The sequence below is a fragment of the Arthrobacter sp. WCS2018Hpa-7 genome (assembly GCF_031843805.1).
Classification (GTDB): Bacteria; Actinomycetota; Actinomycetes; order Actinomycetales; family Micrococcaceae; genus Arthrobacter.
On record NZ_JAVTJB010000001.1, the window covers coordinates 109,388 to 128,873 of the forward strand.

The window sequence follows — 19,486 nt, forward strand, 5'->3', positions numbered from 1 at the left end:
CTCTCGAAAGGGCGGGTGGGGCTTCCCCTTCATCTTGGTCTTCTGAACAGGGATACACCTCAGGACATTTGTATAGTTGGCAGGGTGTGGAACTACGTTTTTCCAAGGAGAGCCTGAGTATGCCGCTGACCATCAACACCATCCTTCGCAACAGCTCGCTCAACTTAAGGCTGGTGACGCCGGAGGCAGGTGACCCTGCGGTGGAAACATCCGTGTCCTGGGTCCATAGTTCCGACCTTGACGACCCCACTCCGTTCCTCGATCCGGGGCAGTTGCTGCTGACGGATGGTACGCAGTTTCCCGTGGGCGATGGCCCCGGCGAGCTCTATAGCGACTATGTGGCGCGGTTGGTCAAGCATGGGATCAGCGGCCTCGGTTTCGCCACCCAAGTGATTCACGGCGTACTGCCGCCGGGGCTCGTTGAGGCGTGCCGGACCCATGCGTTGCCGTTGCTGGAGGTCCCCGACAGGACGCCGTTCATCGCTGTCATACGGTTCGTTGCAGACTTGCTGGCGAAGGAGCAGAACGCCAGGTCCGAATGGTCGCTCCAAGCACAACGGGCCATCGCGCGGGCTGCCCTGCGTCCCGACGGACTGCGTTCCATCCTGGCCGAGCTCGAGCGGCAACTGCATGGCTGGGTGGCGATGTTCGATGCCGCGGGAAACCACATCCTGATGCCCAACAACCGTCCCGTGCCGTCGTCGTTGATGCCCGGGGTGACGGATGCTGTCAGGAAATCCTTGGACCAAGGCTCGCGATCGGTCTCGCAATTGACGGTGGACGGCGAGCAGATCACCCTGCAAACGCTGGGCCGCCGGCATCATTTGCGCGGTGTGCTGGTCCTGGGCGCCATCGAACCCCTGGACCCTGCCCGCACCGACATCATCAACAGTGTGATCGCACTGGCGAGCCTCGCATTGGAGCAAACGCGCACCCTCGATACCGCACGCCGCCATCTGCGTGCAGGCGTTTTCGAGCAATTGCTGGCAGGAAGCACGGACGTTGCCGAGCGCACGGCACGCCAGGTCTGGGGCAGGCTGCCCGCAGACCCCGTGGTGGTGACCATGGCGCAGCCTCCCGGGCAAGGACAGAACCTCCTGGAGGCACTGGAACTGTTGTCGGACGACCACCGCGGAGCCGTCTTCTACGCTCAACGGAACGAGAACGTTGTGGTGCTGGCAGGACCAGCACTCCAGCAGAAGGTCACAGTCCTCCTGGAAAGATACGGCGCAACCGCAGGTACTTCAGGGGAAACGGACTTAGCCAGCCTGGCCAGGGCCTTGAAGGAGGCAGAGCGATCACTGCAAAGGGCTCTGGAACTCGCCCGCCCCCTTGTCACCTTCGAGGAAATCTCACGGGGCGGGATGTTGGGCCTGCTGCACCGCGATGAGGCCGGCTCCGTTGCCCGGCGGCTCATTGAGCCGTTGGCCAAGCACGACGAAACCGAACAGACCCAGCTGCTGCCAACAGTTTCCGCGTGGTTGGCGAACAACTGTGTCTGGGACCGGACAGCACGGCAGCTGGGGATCCACCGGCACACCCTCAGGAACCGGATCGATGCTGCGGGCACCGTCCTGGGACTCAACCTCGACAGCCTGCGCGACAGGCTGGAACTGTTCGCCGCCGTCGAGTATCTGGAAGAGCGTTAGCCGAAAAGCCAGCGGGAGGTGAGAGAGCGTGTCACGTCCGACGCTCTCTCACCTCCCGGCCCTATATCACCGACGCTCTATCACATCCCTCTAGTTCTGGGGGAATCCGAGGTTGATGCCGCCGTGGCTGGGGTCGAGCCAACGTGAGGTGATGGCTTTTTCGCGGGTGTAGAACTGGAAGCCCTGCAAGCCGTAAGCCTTGGAGCTGCCGAAGATGGAGTCCTTGAAGCCGCCGAAGGAGTAATAGGCCACGGGCACGGGAATGGGCACGTTGATACCCACCATCCCCACTTCAACCTCGGTCTGGAAGCGGCGGGCCGCACCGCCGTCGTTCGTGAAAATCGCCGTCCCGTTGCCGAAGGCGCCGGAGTTGATCAGGTGCAGGCCCTCTTCGTAGCTCTTCACTCGGACCACTGCCAGTACCGGGCCGAAGATTTCCTCGGTGTACACGCGGGAGGTGACCGGGACGTCGTCGATCAGCGTCGGGCCGAGCCAGAAGCCGTTCGGGTCGCCGTCGACCTCCATGCCGCGACCATCCACCACCACCTTGGCGCCATCCTCAAGGGCAACGTCGATGTACGAGGCCACTTTGTCGCGGTGCTGGCGGGTGACCAACGGGCCCATGTCGCAATTGCGGCGGCCATCGCCGATCTTCAGGGTGGACATCCGGGCGGTGATTTTCTCAATCAACGCATCCGCGACCGGCTCGACCGCCACCACCACACTGATCGCCATGCACCGCTCCCCCGCGGAACCGAACCCGGCGTTGATGGCAGCGTCGGCAGTCAATTCGAGGTCGGCGTCGGGCAGGACCAGCATGTGGTTCTTCGCCCCGCCGAGCGCCTGGACCCGCTTGCCCTTACGGGCCGCGGTCTCGTAAATGTACTGCGCGATCGGCGTGGAACCGACAAAGGAAATCGCTTTGACGTCCGGGTGCTCCAGGAGCCCGTCCACTGCTTCCTTGTCGCCATGCAGGACGTTGAAGACGCCGTCCGGGAGGCCGGCCTCGGTGAAGAGGGCAGCGAGCCAGTTGGCCGCCGTCGGGTCCTTTTCACTGGGCTTCAACACCACGGTGTTGCCGGCCGCGATGGCGATCGGCAGGAACCACAACGGCACCATGGCGGGGAAGTTGAACGGGCTGATGATGCCCACTACGCCCAGCGGCGCCTTGGTGGAGTAAACGTCGACGCCGGTGGAGACATTTTCTGAATGCTCGCCCTTGATGAGGTGCGGGAAGCCGGTGGCCAGTTCCACGACTTCCTGGCCGCGGGTGATTTCCCCGAGGGCATCGGAGACTACCTTGCCGTGCTCGGAGGTGATGATCTCCGCGAGTTCGCCCTTGCGCTCATTCAGCAGCTCCCGGAAACGGAAAATGATCTGCTGGCGTTTGGTGATGGACATGTCGCGCCACGCCGGGAACGCCTTGTGCGCCGAGGAGATGGCCGTCTCGATGTCCTCGGCGTTGCCAAGGTTGACCAGCTTGGTTTCCCTGCCCAGGGCGGGATCGAAGACGGGGGCCGTGCGGTCCCCGGCCGACGGCGCCTCAGCGCCTTCGATCCAGTGCGGAACCACGGGGAGCTGGTTGATTTCAGTCACTGCATTCTCTTTTCTGACGGCGGATCGATGTGCGAAGCATCTGGATCCACCGTAGGTTCGGAATCGACCTTCCAGCTCGGTACATTCACCCAAGAAGCCATGACCTGTTGGACATATGTCGATGACACACCTTGAGTTCTTTCCCGGTTAACCTCCCTGCCATCCTCCTTCCCTACTGTGATCCCGCTTGGGGGATGGGAAATCGAACAGAGGGAAATGCAATGTGCACCGCAGATGATCAGACCGCCCACAGCCGAAGTGTGGAGCTCGCCGACGCTGAGCTGAAAGCCATGGGGTTGAGCCGCCGGCGCATCCTGCAGTCGGCCGGCATTGTGGCCGCAGGCACCGTCGCCACCGCTGCCACGGCTGTCATGGCCCGGCCCGCGATGGCGAACCCGGGCGGGAACGATCCCCAACTAACGTGGCTTGTCGGCGACCACCACGTCCACACCCAGTACAGCCACGACGCCAAGTACATGGTCAAGCAGCAACTCGACACCGCCCAGTCCTATGGCGTGGACTGGGTGGCGTTGACGGAACACAGCAACTTCGGCCACGCCAACAACGGCGGCGCCGTGAACACCAACAAGGAAATCCAGGCGCAGCGTGCTGCCCGTCCGGATCTCCTGATTTTCCAAGGGTTGGAGTGGTACATCCCCGGCGCCGAACACGCGTCCGTGCTGGTGGCCCCCGGACCCAACGAGGTGAACCTTCTGCGCACCTTCGAGTTGGTGTGGGACGGCAAGCTGAACCAGTGGGAAAAGCCAACCCCCGGGACTGCCCAGGTGGAAACCTTCGAACGGAAAGCTGTTGAAGCCATTGCGTGGCTGGCCAACCAGAAGCGTTCCGGATATATCGAGGACGTGGTGGCTTTGGCCAACCACCCCATGCGGCTGGGCATCGATTCCCCGCATGAGCTCCGGGCCTGGCGCGACGCTGCCCGCGACGTCATGATCGGCATGGAGGGCGCACCGGGAGCCCAAGGCTCGGGAGTCAGCCAGTTCTCCAGGGCCGGAGACCAGCGCGGCGAGTACACCAACAACCCCACCCAATTCAGCTTCCCCGGATACCCGGCCGACGCCTTCCGTCCCTACGGTGGCTTCGACTGGGCCACGGCAACCGTGGGCGGCGTCTGGGATTCCATGCTCGCCGAGGGCCTGCCGTTCTGGATCACGTCCAACTCCGACAACCACCTCACCGTGAAGGACACATGGAAGACCGGCCCCTACCCGGCAGAGGAGCCCTACCTCAGCCTGACCAACGAGTTCGACCGCTGGTCTGTCACCGGCAAACGGCCTGACCCGTTCGATTCCGGCGAAAAACAGGGCGGCAGCGATTATTGTCCCGGGCAGTTCAGCCGCCTCCACACCGGTGTCACCAAGCGCTCCTACACAGGCGTTTTGGACGCCATGCGCAGGGGCCGGATGTGGGTGGACCACGGACACCTGCTGCAAGGACTGGATGTCCGCATTCGCGAAGTCCGGGGAAACAGTGCCGGTAACAGCAACGGACGCAACGGCGTCACCCTCGGTTCCCGGCTGCAGGTACGGCGAGGCGCCGACGTCGAAATTTCCATCACCATCACGACGACGGACTACCGCAACTTTGCGGGGATCCTTCCGAAACTCGCCCATGTGGATGTGATCGGCGGCGCCGTTACGGGCGCAGCGGCCGATCGGGACACCTTGAGGGCTCAGGGAACCACTGTCTGGAAGCAAATGGATGTGTCCGGCCGCACCGGAACGTTCACCATCAAGCACGTCATCAAGGACGTCCAAAAGTCCTGCTACTTCCGCCTCCGAGGAAGTGATGGAAACCGGCACGGCGCAGGATACTACGGCGCATCAGTAGACCCCGCCGGGCCTATCCGCCACGGAAACAACCTCGGCGACGCTGATCCGTGGACAGACACCTGGTTCTACGCGAACCCGGTGTTCATCGACGTCGCGTAGTCAGCCGGCGTCCGTTTGAACGTCGCCTTCCTCGGGGTCATCGGCGGAACGGACCTCACTCCGGATAATGCCCAGCTCTTCGAGCTGGGCCGACATCCCGGCCCCATCGGGCGCGTAGATCCACGGCACCCCTGGGGTGGGCTGGCCGCCTGTCTTTGAACGGCCGCCGGCGAGGACCGCCTCACCGGCGGAGAGTTGTCGAATGGCGATCGCCTTGACGTTTTCAGGATGCCGCTGGGCAAACTCGGAGTAGATGGCTTCGTCATGTTGTCCGTCGTCGCCCACCAGCAACCATTTGATGTGCGGGAACTCTTCCGCGAGTCGCTCCAGGGAGTTCCTCTTATGCTCCTGACCGCTGCGGAACCAGCGGTCAGGGGTAGGGCCCCAGTCGGTCAGCAGCTTGGGACCGGCAGGGTACAAGTTGCGGGAAAGGAACCGCGACAGCGTGGGGGCAACATTCCAAGCACCAGTGGACAGATACAACACGGGGGCCGAGGGGGCGGTCCGGGCAATGCGTTCATAGAGCACAGCCATCCCGGGAGTGGGGGTCCTCGCATGTTCGTTGAGGACAAAGGTGTTCCAGGCAGCCAGGAACGGCCGGGGCAGGGCCGTGACCATCACGGTGTCGTCAATGTCAGAGACCACACCAAAGTCGGCGTTGTCGGCAACGATCTCAACAGGAGCCTCCACCTCCCGGGACTCACCGGATTGCAGGGTGAGGGTGTGCCACCCGGCATCGAGGGCCACCGGGATGCGGGCATCCACCACACCTCCGCGATCGGCCCGTACGGTGAAAACGGTGCCCGCGAGAGTCACATTAACGTCAGCATTTGCCACCGGAGCGCTGGTGAAGTTGCGCCAGCCCCGCATGCTTTCCTGCAACGGTTTGGCGTGGCCGGCGGCATCGCGAGGGTCACTGCGGACGACGCGTGCCAGCACTCTGACCCAGGATGTGCTGCCGTAGCCAGTGTAGGGAATGACGGTTTCCACCCTGCCCCGCCGGATGGCGAGGCTCGTCTGGAAACCGAGCCACGCGTCGTCGAGCCTCAGCGCAAGATGGCGGCGGCCGTTGCGCGGCTGTTGGGGGCCGCCCTTTTCGACGGCGTCGGGCTGGGGGCGCGGTTTCATGGGACGGGGAGACATGCGTCCAGTCTTCCACGAGCTGCTCCAGGCTGCAGTCCGCTGGCTCCTACTTGCCCAAAGCAGCGCCGATCAGGACCTCGGCCGCCTGACGCGCTTGTCCGGCGGCGTCGGCCGTACCGGCGATGGCCGCGGTGGTCTGGGCGCCCTCGGCGAGGATGGCCAGTTGCGGCGCCAAGTAGGCGGGGGCACCGGCCTCCACCGTCAGGTGCGCCACATATTCCTGGAACGACTCCTTGTGCTTCCGCGCATACTCGGCAACCTCGGGGCTTACGGCACCCAGTTCAGCGAAGCTGTTGATGAACCCGCACCCGCGGAATGAGTCCTGGCAGAACCAGCCGGCAAGGTAGTCGAAGATGGCGAGGAGGCGTTCGCGCGGCGTCCCGGCTTGTTGGACTGTGGCGTCCAGACCCTCGGTCCACGACTGATGCCGACGCTCCAGCACGGCCATCACGATACTGCTCTTTGACGGGAATTCCCCATAGAGCTTCTTCAGCGAAACCCCGGCAGCGGAACGCAACTCGTCCATCCCAACGGCCTGGATTCCCTTGGCGTTGTAGAGCTCATCGGCGGTGGCAACGATGCGTTCGCGGACCTCGGAAATATTCATGCACCCATTCTACTTGCAAAGAGAACGAACGTTCTCTACGATGGAAAACACAGGAAGAGAACGATCGTTCTCTACTCGCAGAAAAGGGACAAAATCATGGGTTTCATCAAGGTCGGCACCGAAAACACCACGGACATTGAGCTCTACTACGAAGACCACGGAGCAGGTCAGCCCGTAGTCCTGATTCACGGCTACCCGCTGGACGGCGGCTCCTGGGAGAAGCAAACCGCAGCCCTCCTCAACGCCGGCTACCGCGTCATCACCTACGACCGCCGCGGATTCGGAAAGTCCAGCAAGCCGACCACCGGCTACGATTACGACACCTTCGCCGCCGATCTCAATACGGTCCTCGAAACCCTGGACCTGAACGACGCAGTACTGGTGGGCTTCTCGATGGGCACCGGCGAAGTAGGGCGCTACCTCGGCACCTACGGCGAAGGCCGCGTTGCCAAGGCCGCCTTCCTGGCGTCCCTCGAACCCTTCCTTCTCCAAACGGACGACAATCCCACCGGCGTCCCGTCTTCGGTGTTCGACGGCATCCGCAACGCCGCCATCGAGGACCGCTACGCCTGGTTCACCAACTTCTACAACGACTTCTTCAACACCGACAACTTCCTGGGCAACCGCCTCAGCGAGGAAGCCTTGCGGAGCTCGTGGAACGTCGCCGCGGGCTCGTCCTGGTACGCTTCCTTCGCCGTTGTGGATTCATGGCTCACGGACTTCCGCTCCGACATCGAGAAGGTCACCATCCCGTCGTTGATCGTCCACGGCACTGACGACCGCATCCTGCCGATCGACGCCACCGGACGTGAATTCACCAAGCGGCTCCCCTCCGCCGAGTACGTCGAAATCGAGGATGCCCCACACGGCATGCTCTGGACGCACGGCGCTGAAATCAACGAGATCCTGCTGCGGTTCCTGGCGAAGTAGTCCGGCGTCGGCTGAAGCAAGAGAACTTACGACGGCGGCAGGTCGCCTTGGTTCCACTGGAGCCTAAGGTGGCCTGCCGCCGTCGTGCGTTGACGTAGCGCACGTCACGCCCTATGATTTATGAATCGATTCAAGATGTAACCTTCCTCACGCTGAATGACCACTTTGTTCAGTCCTGGATGGGAAGAGTTCTTGTTCCTTGCCAACGACGCCAGAGGAGTACAGCGACGTGACAGTCACGCACCGGAGGGATCCCGCCCCCTCCCCCGAGCCCACCACCGGCCCCGAACCAACCACCGGCCAGAAGGATCCGAAGAAGGCAGCGATGAGCGGTTGGATCGGAAGCGCGCTGGAGTATTACGACTTCGCCCTGTATTCACTGGCGGCCACGCTGCTGTTTCCCACCATCTTCTTCCCCACCGAGAATGCCACCGTCGGCATCATCGCCTCACTTGCTACCTACGCCGTGGGCTACGTTTCCCGCCCACTCGGTGCCGTGATCCTGGGAGCCTACGGTGACCGGCACGGACGCAAGAAGGTGCTCGTTTTCGCGATGCTGCTCATGGGCTTCGCTACCTTTGCCGTCGGGCTCCTGCCGACGTACGGACAGGTTGGCTTGCTTGCTCCCGTCCTCCTGGTGATCCTCCGCCTGATTCAAGGATTCGCCGTTGCGGGTGAACTCGGTGGCGCCAGCGCGATGATCGTGGAGCACTCTCCGGATGCGAAACGCGGCTTCTTCGCGAGCTTCAGCTTGCAGGGCACGCAGGTGGGTTCAATCCTTGCTACCGCAGTACTGATTCCGCTCGCCGCCTTCCTCCCCGACGAGCAGTTCCATTCCTGGGGCTGGCGCCTGCCGTTCCTGCTCAGCGCCGTGGTGATCATCGCAGGCTATGTCATCCGCCGGCGCGTGGAAGAGCCTCCCGCGTACTTGGCCCAGTCCGAAGACACCACCACCAAACGACGCTTCCCGCTGGTGGACCTCCTGCGGACCCACCCCTGGGTTCTGGTCCGTTGCGTCATCATGACCTTCACCAACGTGATCGGCATGGCCACCCTCATCTTCGGCGTCTCCTTCGCGACCCATAAGGGCTACGGCATCGGCTTTTCCAGCAGCGAGTTCCTCTGGGTAACCCTGGCAGCCAACGTGGCCGCCGTACTGACGATCCCTCTGTTCGGCGCCTTGTCCGACAAGATCGGCCGGCGAGCACTGATGGTGGCCGGTGGTATTGCCGGCGGATTGCTGACCGTGGGTTACCTGTGGGCCATCGAACAGCGCAGCCTGCCCCTGGTGTTCCTCTGCGTGGTGATCGTGCAGGGCATCCTCTTCCAGATGTGGAACGCCACGTTCGCCACGTTCTTCCAGGAGCAGTTCCCCATGCGGATGCGGGTCACCGGTTTCGCGGTCTCCCAGAACATCGGGCTCATGATCGCGTCCTTCTTCCCCAGCCTGTTCACTGCGATCGCTCCCCCGGGATCGGCAAACATCCCCCTGGTCATCGGACTGACCACGCTGGGCATCTGCCTCGTCTCAGCCGCAGCCACCCTGATGTCCTCTGACACGAAGGGCAAGACGCTCGAGGATCTCGAAACCCGCTAGACCGGGTTCTTCGGGGCGGCCGCTGCCCGAATCGCTGTCCGTGCACCGAAATCGCCGGAAGGGCTCCAGTTCGCTGGGCCCTTCCGGCGATTTCGCGTTTTTCCGGCGGTTTCGCAGTCAGTCGTTGATCAGCTCGGCGGTCTCGGTCACAGGCGTTACCGCGTCACGCACCTTCTTGCCGCGGGCATAACCCACCAGCCCCAGCGCCAGGATGCATCCAAGGGTGCCTAGGGCGAAGGCTTCGAAGGTGAACTGGGAGACACCCCACGTTGCCTCGAAGTCGTACGGCAAGCCGAAAAGCACATCCAGTGTTCCTGGGAAGATGGCCACCCAAGACCCGATCAGGATCCACGCGAAGCAGATATAGCCGAGGATCCGAAAACCCGTATCGGAGACCGGCACCTTGAAGGGCCGGTCAACCTGGGGATACTTGCTCCGGAGCTTCACTGCTGCCGGGATTGCCATCAGGTAGCTCAGCAGGAACGTCGAGATCGCGATGGAGAGCACCACGCCGAACAGTGCGCTGCTGGTGCCGCTGAGCTGCATCGCTGCGAGCATGAACAGCGTCGCCACCACGCCTGAGAGGGTATTGACGCGGATGGGCGTTCCCAGTTTGGGATGGAACCGGCCAAAGAACCCGCCGAAGAAGGAGCCATCCGCCGCAGCCATGGCCTGCATACGGTCACTGATGATCATCCAAGCGGCACCTTGGGAAACCAGGATGAAGCAGAAAACCACCGCGGAAATAGACAGCATGATCTCAGCAGCAGGACCAAACACTGTGTAGACGGTGGCGATTGCGCCGAACAGCCCGCCAATTCCTGTGATCTGGTCCAGAGGAACCACCAGCAAGATGGCAAGGATGGGAAGCAGGTAGCTCGCCGCCGCAATCATGGAGGACCGGGCTACGGAGATGGGAACGTCCTTGGCCGGGTTCTTCATCTCCCCCGCAGCACTGTTTCCGGACTCAAAACCAAGGAATGAGAACAACAACAGTGGAGTGACGCCCAGGAAGCCGGCAAGCGTCGGCGAGAAGAAGCCCAGGTCCAAGCCGTTGAACCCATGCTGCAGCCCGTAAATCATGGTGACAATGATGAAGAAGGTCAGGAACGCAACTTTGAGGATGGCGCCCAGTGAGGGCAGCCATTTGCCGTGCTTCAAGCTGATGATCGCTGAAGTAACCGTGATCCAGATGAAGAGCAGCTTGAAGAAGTAATCCACCGGGCTGCCGGCGTCGACATGGCCCACGTACTCGGACCACGTTTCCACTGCCACGAAGGCCATGGCGCCGCCGACCCACACAGGCTGCGTCACCCAGGTGAAGAGGGACGTGATGGCCGCAACCACCCGGCCAAACGCCATCTTTGTCCACACGTAGACGCCGCCCTCTTCCGTGAAGGCGCCGCCCGTCTCGGCAAAGATGAGCCCGTAGGGAACCATGAACGTGACGGCGAGGATGAGCGTCCAGGTGAAGGTCTCCCCGCCGAAGCCTGAGACCTGGCCGAGCACCTCCACTGAGATAACAGCGGCGACTACCAACAACAAAATGTCGAAGCGGCCCAGGGATTTTTGCAGATGCTTGCTTTGCTCTTGCGCGAGCCGCGTTGAGGCTACTGGCTGATCCATGATCGATCCTTTGCTACTGCTTAAGTTTGCTACTGAGCAGGAAGGGTGGGAAGGGAGGTGTCTTGACGACTGGTGCGAAAGGGGGCGGGCGGGCTCTCGTCTACGCTGACGTGGCAGGTCCGGTCTGCTGTGACACCCAGCGTAGGCCTGTGAACTGCATCACGTAAACCATTGAATAGCGATGCACATCAGCGGATTTCCAGATGCCTTGTATCAGCCGAACTGGATCCAGGTAGTCTTAGGCGCGGTGTAGTTGTCGAAGGCGTGCAGGGAGAGATCACGGCCGAATCCGGACTGCTTGAAGCCCCCGAACGGGGTGGTGTTTCCCAGCGCATCCACGGTGTTGACGGAGACTGTTCCCGCGAGGAGCTCTCCAGCCACCCGGTGGCCACGGGACAGATTTGAGGTCCACACGGACGCTGCCAATCCGTAGTCCGTGTCATTGGCCAAATGCACCGCTTCCTCCTCCGAGTCGAAGGCGTGCAGGACGGCCACCGGTCCAAAAATTTCCTCGCGATGGACGTCGTGGTCCGACCCCAGGCCACCCAGCAACGTGGGCTCCAAGTAGGCATCCGAACCCTGGATTTCGCGCCGCTCACCGCCGAAAAGTACCTCGCCTTCGGCGCGGCCGCGCCGAATCCAGCCTTCGACGTCGTTCGTGTGGGCGCTGCTGATCAGGGCGCCATTGCCCTCCAAGCCGGCCAGTGGATCCGCAGGTCGATAGCCTGCAGCCGCCTCTGCCAGCAAGGCAGCGAACTCGTCATAAATATCCCGCTGCACCAGGATGCGTGCGTTCGCGGAGCAGACCTGGCCTTGGTTGTAGAAGGCGCCGAAGGCAGCTTTGGCGGCCGCCTCAGGCAGGTCCGCCGTATCGGCAAAGACGATGTTTGAACTCTTGCCGCCCGCTTCGAGGCTTAGCCGTTTGAGGTTGCTGCGACCCGAGGCTTCCAACAGGGTGCGGGAGACGGCGGTGGAGCCCGTGAAGGCCAGCGCATCGACGTCCATGTGGTGCGCCAAAGCCGCCCCTACTTCCCGGCCTGTGCCAGTAATAATGTTCAGCACGCCATCCGGGAGCCCCGCTTCCGAGGCCAACTCGGCGAGGCGCAACACGCTCAGGGAGGTCTGCTCCGCAGGTTTCAGCACGACGGTGTTCCCGGAGGCGAGCGCCGGAGCCAGTTTCCACACCGCGATTTCCAGCGGGAAGTTCCACGGCACGATGGCCGCCACCACGCCCAAGGGCTCCCGCGTCACCAAGGCTGTTGCCCCGGGCGGAACTGCCGGCAGTTCCCCGCTCTGCTTGTCAGCGGCCTCCGCATACCAGCGGAGTGTCGAGATGGCACCGGGTACGTCCACGGTGGTGGTCTGAAGTATTGGTTTTCCGCTGTCCAGCGTCTCCAGCAGCGCCAACTCATGGGCATGCTGCTCCATCAAGGCAGCCAACGCCAGCAATAGTCCCTTGCGTTTTTCGGCGCCCAACCGGGACCACTCAGGAAAGGCGCGTCTGGCGGCTGCTACCGCGCGATCAACGTCACGGGACCCGCAAGCGGCCAACCCCGCGAGGACGCGGCCGTCAATCGGGCTGATGGTAGGGCGGGTAAGTTTCGTGCTTGATGCCGCCCGGCGACCGTCGACGAAAGACCTGCCATCAATCGCCAGGGTGTCGGCACGGCTGTGCCAGTCGAAGGACAACGTGGTGGAGGTGGGGTTCATGGTGACTCCTGGATGGGTTCAGTAGTGGGGGTTTAGAGGTGGTGATTCAGCGGTGGTGTTGGGTGCGGGTCATACGTAGGGCCGCCGACGCGGCCATCAGGCACAGCAGTTCAACGCCGATCAGGGCGAGCATGGCCGGTTGGTGGTCCGGCGTGGATGCACCGTGGGCGTAGCCGTGGTGGCCGCTGCCAGGCCCAAACAGGGTGCCAGGCCCCAAAAGGAGGACCAGATGGATAAGGATCATGACTGCGCTCATGGCAAGGAGGTGGCCGGCGGCGCGGGGGGCAGACTGCCTGGCACAGAGCCGCTTCCTCCGGGCGAGAGGACCTGCCATGGGAGCGGCGCACGTCAAGCACGCAGCGCCCATCGCCGCCATCCACCAAGCCATCACGCCTGCCGGACCGCTTGCCGCTGCCACCACGTGGGCTGCAGCGCTGCCCACAGCTGCGACACCTACAAGGCCTGCGGAAACGGGCGCGCTGGTGCCGTGCCGCCAGGGTAGGCGGAATTGCTGGTTCATTGTTCTCCTGGCCGCCGGCGCCATTTGGGTCGAGGACTTTACGCCGGCCTGTGAGGTGGGTAACATCAAAGCGTTGGTTGAACAGTTGTACCATCAAAATTCGACTTCAGGAAGTGCCATGACCCTTCAGACCACCCCCTTGGCCGCAACGACGCAGGCTCCCCAGGGACAGCATCCGCTTGACCAGCTCTCGGCACAGGAGATCCAGCATGCCCGCCGGATTCTGGCAGAAGCCGGCCTCGTCGCCGAGACCACCCGCTTCGCCTACCTGGGCCTGATCGAACCGCCCAAGGCCGCCTTGCAGGGAGACCCCGTTGATGCCCCACGCGTGGTCAGGGCCATGCTCTGGGACGCCGCGCAGTCGCTTTCGCTGGACATCAGGCTGTCCCTGACCACAGGCCTCGTACTGGATGAGCGTGAACTCTCCCCGGAAATCGATGGCCAGCTGCCGGTCCTGCTCGAGGAATTCGGACTCATTGAGGACATCCTTGCTGTAGATGCACAGTGGAACGCTGCCCTGGCCAGCCGTGGCCTGACCCCGGCGCAGGTCCGCGTCGCTCCGTTGTCAGCAGGTGTCTTCGAGTACGGGAACGAGGAAGGCAAGCGGCTGCTTCGCGGCCTCGGATTCCGCCAGGACCACCCCGCAGACCACCCGTGGGCCCACCCGATTGACGGGTTGGTTGCGTTTGTTGATGTGGAGAACCGACGGGTGAACCACCTCATCGACGACGGCCCGGTTCCAGTACCGGAAGTCAACGGCAACTACACGGACCCCGCCATTCACGGCGAGCTCCGCACGGATTTGAAGCCGATAGAGATCACCCAGCCCGAAGGTCCCAGCTTCACCCTGGAGGGCAATCACCTGTCATGGGCAGGCTGGGACCTGCGAGTAGGTTTCGACGCCCGCGAAGGATTGGTGCTCCACCAGCTTCACCACTCGCACCTGGGACGGCGTCGACCGGTGGTTCACCGCGCATCCATCTCCGAAATGGTGGTTCCTTACGGAGACCCGTCCCCCTACCGAAGCTGGCAGAATTACTTCGATTCCGGCGAGTACCTGGTGGGCCGGGACGCCAACTCGCTCAAGCTCGGTTGCGACTGCCTGGGCGACATCACCTACATGTCCCCTGTGGTGGCCGATGATTTCGGCAATCCGCGGGTGATCGGGAACGGCATCTGCATCCACGAGGAAGACGCCGGAATCCTCTGGAAGCACACGGACGAATGGGCCGGCTCCAACGAGGTTCGGCGCAACCGCCGCCTGGTGGTTTCCTTCTTCACCACGGTTGGCAATTACGACTACGGCTTCTACTGGTACCTCTACCTGGACGGCACCATTGAATTCGAAGCGAAGGCCACGGGCATTGTTTTCACGGCAGCGCTCCCGGATAAGGACTACGCCTACGCATCGGAGATCGCTCCGGGCCTTGGCGCCCCTTACCACCAGCATCTCTTCAGCGCCCGGCTTGACATGATGATCGACGGCGACGCGAACCGGGTTGAAGAACTGGACCTGGTCCGGCTTCCCAAGGGACCCGGAAACCCCCACGGCAACGCTTTCACCCAGAAGCGCACAGTGTTGGCCCGTGAATCGGAGGCAATCCGCGACGCCGATGGCGCCAAGGGAAGGGTGTGGCACATCAGCAACCCGGCCTCGTTGAACCACCTTGGCCACCCTGTGGGCTACACCCTGTATCCGGAGGGCAACCCCACCTTGGCCATGGCCGATGATTCCTCCATAGCCTCGCGGGCCGCCTTTGCCAAACATCACCTGTGGGTCACACAGCACGCCGAGGACGAACTCTACGCCGCCGGCGACTTCGTCAACCAGCACCCCGGAGGTGCAGGGCTTCCCTCTTACGTAGCTCAGGATCGGGACATCGATGGCCAGGACCTCGTGGTGTGGCACTCGTTTGGTTTGACCCACTTCCCCCGCCCCGAGGACTGGCCCATCATGCCCGTTGACACCACCGGTTTCACGCTGAAACCGCACGGTTTCTTCGATCAGAACCCCACCCTCAACGTGCCATCGTCCGCGGCCGGGCACTGCGCTCCGGCAGAGCAGAACGCCGGCTCCTGCGGACACTGACGGTTCCACCCGCGACTACCACTGTGGTGGGCGCCCCCGGCGTTCCCGCAGTGGTAGGGTGCTCACGGTCCCGCCTTGGCCACCCGCGCAAACGAACCACCATTCGAACGTCCGAAACAAAGGAGCAGCATGCCCCGTTTGGTTGATCACGAGGAACGTCGCCGTTCCATCATCGAGACCACGTGGCGTCTGATCGCGGAGCAGGGCATCGAGAACGCCAGCATGCGGGACATCGCCCGGGAGTGCGGCTACGCAGCCCCGGGCGTGCTGGCCCACTACTTCCCTAACAAGGACGCCCTCCTGCTGGCCTCCTATGAGCTGATCTGCGACCGCACCAACGAACGCATCGCCGCTGGCACGGCCGGCCGGCGCGGCCTTGCAGCCCTTCGAAGGTTGTGCCTGGAAATCATCCCGGCGGACCCCCTCACTGTGGTGGAAGCCCGCGTGGCAGTCTCTTTCTGGCAGCGCGCACAGACAGAAGACGCGCTGCGCTCCGTCGGCCGGGAGGCCCTGCTGCACTGGCGTGGCCTGGTGATGGGTTTCCTTGCCCAAGCAGAGCACGACGACGAATGCGAACCTTTGGTGGACCCCGACGCGGTTGCCGATGAGCTGCTGAACGTCATGATGGGCTTGCACGTCACGTCAATGCTGGATCCCGATGCCGTCACTGGTTCCCGGCAGCGACATCTGGTGGAGCGTGCACTTGCGCGGTTGGCTGTTCGGAAACAGCCGGCCTAGCTTCTGGCCGAGCGGGCGGCAACAATTTGGTGCCTGACCGCCTGCGCTACCGCCCGCACCCTCGCCGTGGGGCGGTGGGACTTCAGGTGCGCCAGGACTGTCTTCAATTCCGGCACGTCGTCGCGGATTTCGACGGCGGCCAGCTGGCCGCCGTCGTACGTCAACTGGTGCTGTGGCCGCTGGTGAAGGATGGAATAACCGAGGCCCCGGGCCACAAAAGTCCGCACGGTTTCGTAGCTGGCCGAACGGAACCTGATGTCCGGCTCCTGGCCACCCAGCCTGGCGATGGAGAGCATGAGATCACGGGTGTGCGGCAAGTCCAACAGCACAAAGGGTTCACCGCTCAGGGCCGACAACTGAACAGTTTTTGATCCGGCCAGCTTGTGGTTTGGCGGAAGTGCCACGTAGGGCCTGACGGTGTCCACCACCGAACTGGCTATCACTTCGGGCAGGTCGAGGTCGTAGCACAGCGCCAAATCTGCCTGCCCACTGACCAAAGCGGCGATGCAGCCCGATGTATCGGTTTCGATGACTTCCGCTTCAAGGGCGGGGTGGTCTTCCCGCAGTTTGGTCAGGATACCGGGAAGCAGGAAGGGCGCAAGCGTGCTGAAGCAGGCAATGCGGATCCGTCCGGAGACGCTTTGGTGTTCTCCCCGCGCGTGGTCAATGCTTTCCTCAACCTGCGCGAGGATGGCTTGGGCATCCCTGACGAACAGCTCGCCTGCCGGGGTGAGCACCAAGCCTTTGGAGCGCTGCCTGATGAAGAACTGCGTTCCAACGTGCCGCTCAAGTTGGGCGATGGCTGCTGAGACTGCTGATTGGGCCACGTTGAGGCGAACGGACGCGCCGGTCATGGACAGCTGGGCTGCCGCTTCCACAAAGTAGCGCAACTGCGTGAGGGTCACATCCATGCCACGAGAATACACCCTGCATCAGAAAAGCCGATGCAATCGTTCTAAAAGAACTGTTGGACAGATTTAGAACCCCACAGGAAGCTGAAAGATACGAGCACCCGACTTAAAGGAACGAAAGGCAAGCCGCGAAATGAAACACCAACGTATCCGTACGTTCAACACCAAAGAGACCTATCCGGAGCAGAACCTGGACAACGATCTTTGCCAGGCCGTTGTTGCCAATGGCGTGGTTTACCTCCGCGGCCAGATCGGGCAGGACCTTGAGACGCGGGAGTCTGTGGGCATTGGCGACGTCGAAGCCCAGACGGAGAAGGCCATGGCCAACATCGACATGTTGCTCAAGGAGGCGGGCAGCAGCCTTGAAGACATCGTCAAGGTCACGGTCTACCTGGTGGATCCGCGCTACCGCGAAACCGTCTACCGCACCATGGGCCGCTGGCTCAAAGGCGTGTTCCCGGTTTCGACCGGCATTGTGGTCCAAGCACTTGCCCGCCCGGAGTGGCTCGTGGAAATTGATGCCACAGCAGTGCTCTCCTCGGGTAGCTCGGAGGGGCAGCAGTGACGTTCAGCATTGCCGCCACGGACAGCCACGGCAGGTTTGGCCTGGCGGTCTGCTCGTCCTCCCCCGCCGTTGCGGCGCGGTGCGCGCACCTGCGCGATGGAGTCGGCGCTGTCAGCTCCCAGAACATTACCGATCCCCGGCTGGGAACAGCGTTGCTCGACCGCCTCCAGGCGGGCTGTTCCGCGCAGGAGGCGATTGACGCCGTCGTGCAGGAATCACCTGCGGTGGACTACCGGCAACTGGTGGTCCTGGACGCAGGCGGTGGATCCGCCGTCTTCAGTGGCGCACATACGCTGGGCGTGTTGGGCGAAGGCCGGGGCGCCAACAGTGTGGCCGCGGGCAACATGCTCGCTCATCCGGGTGTTGCCCAAGCCCTCTGCGACGCCTTTGAAGCCAGCGCGGGAGAGCTGGAAGTACGGCTGATGGCTGCCCTTCGAGCGGCCGAGGCGGCCGGCGGCGAGGCAGGCCCCGTGCGTTCGGCCGGCATCTCGGTGGTGTCCGGCCACGGCTGGCGCGACACTGACCTCCGGGTGGACTGGCACGATCACCCGATCGCGGAACTGGAGAAGCTCCTGGGCGTGTGGCTTCCGCAGCGCCAGGACTACGTTGTCCGCGGCCTGGACCCCGCCGCTTCCGTCAGTTACGGGGTGGCCGGCGATGAGCGCTGAGACAGCAACCACCACTCAGGAAGTCCAGCGCCAGCGGGTGCTGGATTCCGTCACTACACAGCAACCCCATTTGGTCCATCTCTCCGAAACCCTGCACGCCAACCCCGAACTTGGCTGGCAGGAGCATCGGGCCGCCGGCTGGACCGCAGAGTACCTGTCCACTCACGGCTTCGAGGTGGAGAGAGAGTATTTGGGCTTTCCCACCGCCATCCGCGGCGTCTTCGGAACGGGCTCACACCGTGTGGGGCTCATGGCCGAGTACGATGCCCTTCCGGGCCTTGGCCATGCGTGCGGCCACAACATCATCACGGCCATCTCGTGCGGTGCCGCCGTGGTGTTGGCGCAGTTTGCTGCCGAGCACGACCTGACCGTGGAACTCTACGGAACCCCAGCCGAAGAAGGCGGCGGCGGAAAGATCGAGCTCCTCAAGAAGGGAGCCTTCCAGGGCCTGGACCTTGCCATGATGGCACATCCCAGCCCGGTCGATTCCGCAGAAGCCCGTCCCTACGCAGTGGCCCACAACCACGTGGAATACCGGGGCAAATCGGCTCACGCGGCCGCGTATCCCGATCAGGGCGTGAACGCCAACGACGCCTTCATTGTTGCGCAGGTGGCGTTGGGCCTCCTGCGCCAACAGTTGCCTCCCGGCACCCGGGTCCACGGAATCCAGACGCGGGGTGGTGAAGCACCCAACGCCATCCCGGAAAAGACCGAGGGCCGGTGGTACGTCCGCGCCGAGTCACTCGCGCGGTTGGGTGAGCTCGAGGAGCGGGTACAGCGGTGCTTCGAAGCAGGGGCCTTGGCATCGGGCTGCGAGTTGTCGGTGACTCCGGAGTCGGAACCATATTCAGAGTTCCGCACGGACCTGCGTGCACTTGAGCTCTACGTGCAGCACGCGCAGGCTCTGGGACGCGACTTCAATGCACCCCCGGAACAAGCCACCATGAACCGGGCGTCCACCGACATGGGCAATGTGTCCCAAGTGGTTCCTGCCATCCACCCCTACATAGGACTGGGCTGCTTCCCGGCAGCCAACCACCAACCCGAGTTCGCCGCGCACTGCGTCGGCGACGCAGCAAACCTTGCCATTCACGACGGCGCAGCCGCCTTGGCACTCACGGCACTGGACTACCTGGCAACGTAGCCAGGGAGTCCGGCGTCGTGAGCATTTCCAGGAACAGGACA

General features: G+C 63.1%; 16 protein-coding genes. 9 read left to right on the forward strand and 7 right to left on the reverse strand.

Going from position 1 to position 19,486, the window contains the following annotated elements; translation table 11 throughout:
- Positions 1 to 119: 119 nt before the first annotated feature.
- Positions 120 to 1,649, forward strand: coding sequence for a PucR family transcriptional regulator ligand-binding domain-containing protein (locus RQH14_RS00535; RefSeq protein ID WP_311211396.1), 1,530 nt, complete (start codon positions 120 to 122; stop codon positions 1,647 to 1,649).
- Between the two features lie 90 nt (positions 1,650 to 1,739).
- Here RQH14_RS00535 and RQH14_RS00540 read toward each other — a convergent pair whose 3' ends face one another.
- The gene (locus RQH14_RS00540; protein ID WP_311211397.1) at positions 1,740 to 3,245 is read right to left on the reverse strand and encodes a CoA-acylating methylmalonate-semialdehyde dehydrogenase; all 1,506 of its coding nucleotides are present in this window, start codon (positions 3,243 to 3,245) and stop codon (positions 1,740 to 1,742) included.
- Positions 3,246 to 3,466: 221 nt separating this feature from the next.
- On the opposite strand from RQH14_RS00540, the gene RQH14_RS00545 reads away from it, so the two are divergent.
- On the forward strand, positions 3,467 to 5,197 hold the full coding sequence (locus tag RQH14_RS00545; protein WP_311211398.1) for a PHP domain-containing protein: 1,731 nt from the start codon (positions 3,467 to 3,469) through the stop codon (positions 5,195 to 5,197).
- Here RQH14_RS00545 and RQH14_RS00550 read toward each other — a convergent pair whose 3' ends face one another.
- Both RQH14_RS00550 and RQH14_RS00555 read right to left on the reverse strand, forming a co-directional pair.
- A complete protein-coding gene (locus RQH14_RS00550; RefSeq protein WP_311211399.1) occupies positions 5,198 to 6,340 on the reverse strand; it encodes a phosphatase domain-containing protein in 1,143 nt (380 codons plus the stop codon). It abuts the gene before it with no gap.
- A gap of 46 nt (positions 6,341 to 6,386) precedes the next feature.
- Positions 6,387 to 6,947: a TetR/AcrR family transcriptional regulator gene (locus tag RQH14_RS00555; protein WP_311211400.1), complete on the reverse strand. Its 561-nt coding sequence runs from the start codon at positions 6,945 to 6,947 to the stop codon at positions 6,387 to 6,389.
- A 96-nt stretch (positions 6,948 to 7,043) separates the two neighbouring features.
- Here RQH14_RS00555 and RQH14_RS00560 point away from each other — a divergent pair, with 96 nt between their 5' ends.
- Both RQH14_RS00560 and RQH14_RS00565 read left to right on the forward strand, forming a co-directional pair.
- Positions 7,044 to 7,877: an alpha/beta hydrolase gene (locus RQH14_RS00560; protein ID WP_311211401.1), complete on the forward strand. Its 834-nt coding sequence runs from the start codon at positions 7,044 to 7,046 to the stop codon at positions 7,875 to 7,877.
- A 229-nt stretch (positions 7,878 to 8,106) separates the two neighbouring features.
- On the forward strand, positions 8,107 to 9,474 hold the full coding sequence (locus RQH14_RS00565; protein ID WP_311211402.1) for an MFS transporter: 1,368 nt from the start codon (positions 8,107 to 8,109) through the stop codon (positions 9,472 to 9,474).
- A gap of 117 nt (positions 9,475 to 9,591) precedes the next feature.
- On the opposite strand, the gene RQH14_RS00570 is transcribed toward RQH14_RS00565, so the two are convergent.
- From RQH14_RS00570 to RQH14_RS00580, 3 genes are all read right to left on the reverse strand, one after another.
- Positions 9,592 to 11,100: an APC family permease gene (locus RQH14_RS00570; protein ID WP_311211403.1), complete on the reverse strand. Its 1,509-nt coding sequence runs from the start codon at positions 11,098 to 11,100 to the stop codon at positions 9,592 to 9,594.
- 213 nt (positions 11,101 to 11,313) lie between these two features.
- Positions 11,314 to 12,810 (reverse strand): aldehyde dehydrogenase family protein, encoded by a 1,497-nt coding sequence (locus RQH14_RS00575; RefSeq protein ID WP_311211404.1) that lies wholly within the window; start codon positions 12,808 to 12,810, stop codon positions 11,314 to 11,316.
- Between the two features lie 46 nt (positions 12,811 to 12,856).
- A complete protein-coding gene (locus tag RQH14_RS00580; protein ID WP_311211405.1) occupies positions 12,857 to 13,330 on the reverse strand; it encodes a hypothetical protein in 474 nt (157 codons plus the stop codon).
- 118 nt (positions 13,331 to 13,448) lie between these two features.
- On the opposite strand from RQH14_RS00580, the gene RQH14_RS00585 reads away from it, so the two are divergent.
- Positions 13,449 to 15,419, forward strand: a complete 1,971-nt coding sequence (locus RQH14_RS00585; RefSeq protein WP_311211406.1) for a primary-amine oxidase — start codon at positions 13,449 to 13,451, stop codon at positions 15,417 to 15,419.
- Positions 15,420 to 15,548: 129 nt separating this feature from the next.
- On the forward strand, positions 15,549 to 16,157 hold the full coding sequence (locus tag RQH14_RS00590) for a TetR/AcrR family transcriptional regulator (protein ID WP_311211407.1): 609 nt from the start codon (positions 15,549 to 15,551) through the stop codon (positions 16,155 to 16,157).
- Here the strand turns inward: RQH14_RS00590 and RQH14_RS00595 are convergent.
- Positions 16,154 to 17,068: a LysR substrate-binding domain-containing protein gene (locus RQH14_RS00595; RefSeq protein WP_311211408.1), complete on the reverse strand. Its 915-nt coding sequence runs from the start codon at positions 17,066 to 17,068 to the stop codon at positions 16,154 to 16,156. The two genes, RQH14_RS00590 and RQH14_RS00595, sit on opposite strands and share 4 nt — an antisense overlap.
- 133 nt (positions 17,069 to 17,201) lie before the next feature.
- On the opposite strand from RQH14_RS00595, the gene RQH14_RS00600 reads away from it, so the two are divergent.
- The 3 genes from RQH14_RS00600 to RQH14_RS00610 are packed head-to-tail and all read left to right on the forward strand — an operon-like array spanning position 17,202 to position 19,445.
- A complete protein-coding gene (locus RQH14_RS00600) occupies positions 17,202 to 17,633 on the forward strand; it encodes a RidA family protein (RefSeq protein ID WP_311211409.1) in 432 nt (143 codons plus the stop codon).
- Positions 17,630 to 18,301: a DUF1028 domain-containing protein gene (locus RQH14_RS00605; RefSeq protein WP_311211410.1), complete on the forward strand. Its 672-nt coding sequence runs from the start codon at positions 17,630 to 17,632 to the stop codon at positions 18,299 to 18,301. Before RQH14_RS00600 ends, RQH14_RS00605 begins: the two co-directional genes overlap by 4 nt.
- Positions 18,291 to 19,445, forward strand: a complete 1,155-nt coding sequence (locus RQH14_RS00610) for a M20 family metallopeptidase (RefSeq protein WP_311211411.1) — start codon at positions 18,291 to 18,293, stop codon at positions 19,443 to 19,445. The genes RQH14_RS00605 and RQH14_RS00610 overlap by 11 nt, the downstream gene beginning before the upstream one ends.
- Positions 19,446 to 19,486: the final 41 nt, after the last annotated feature.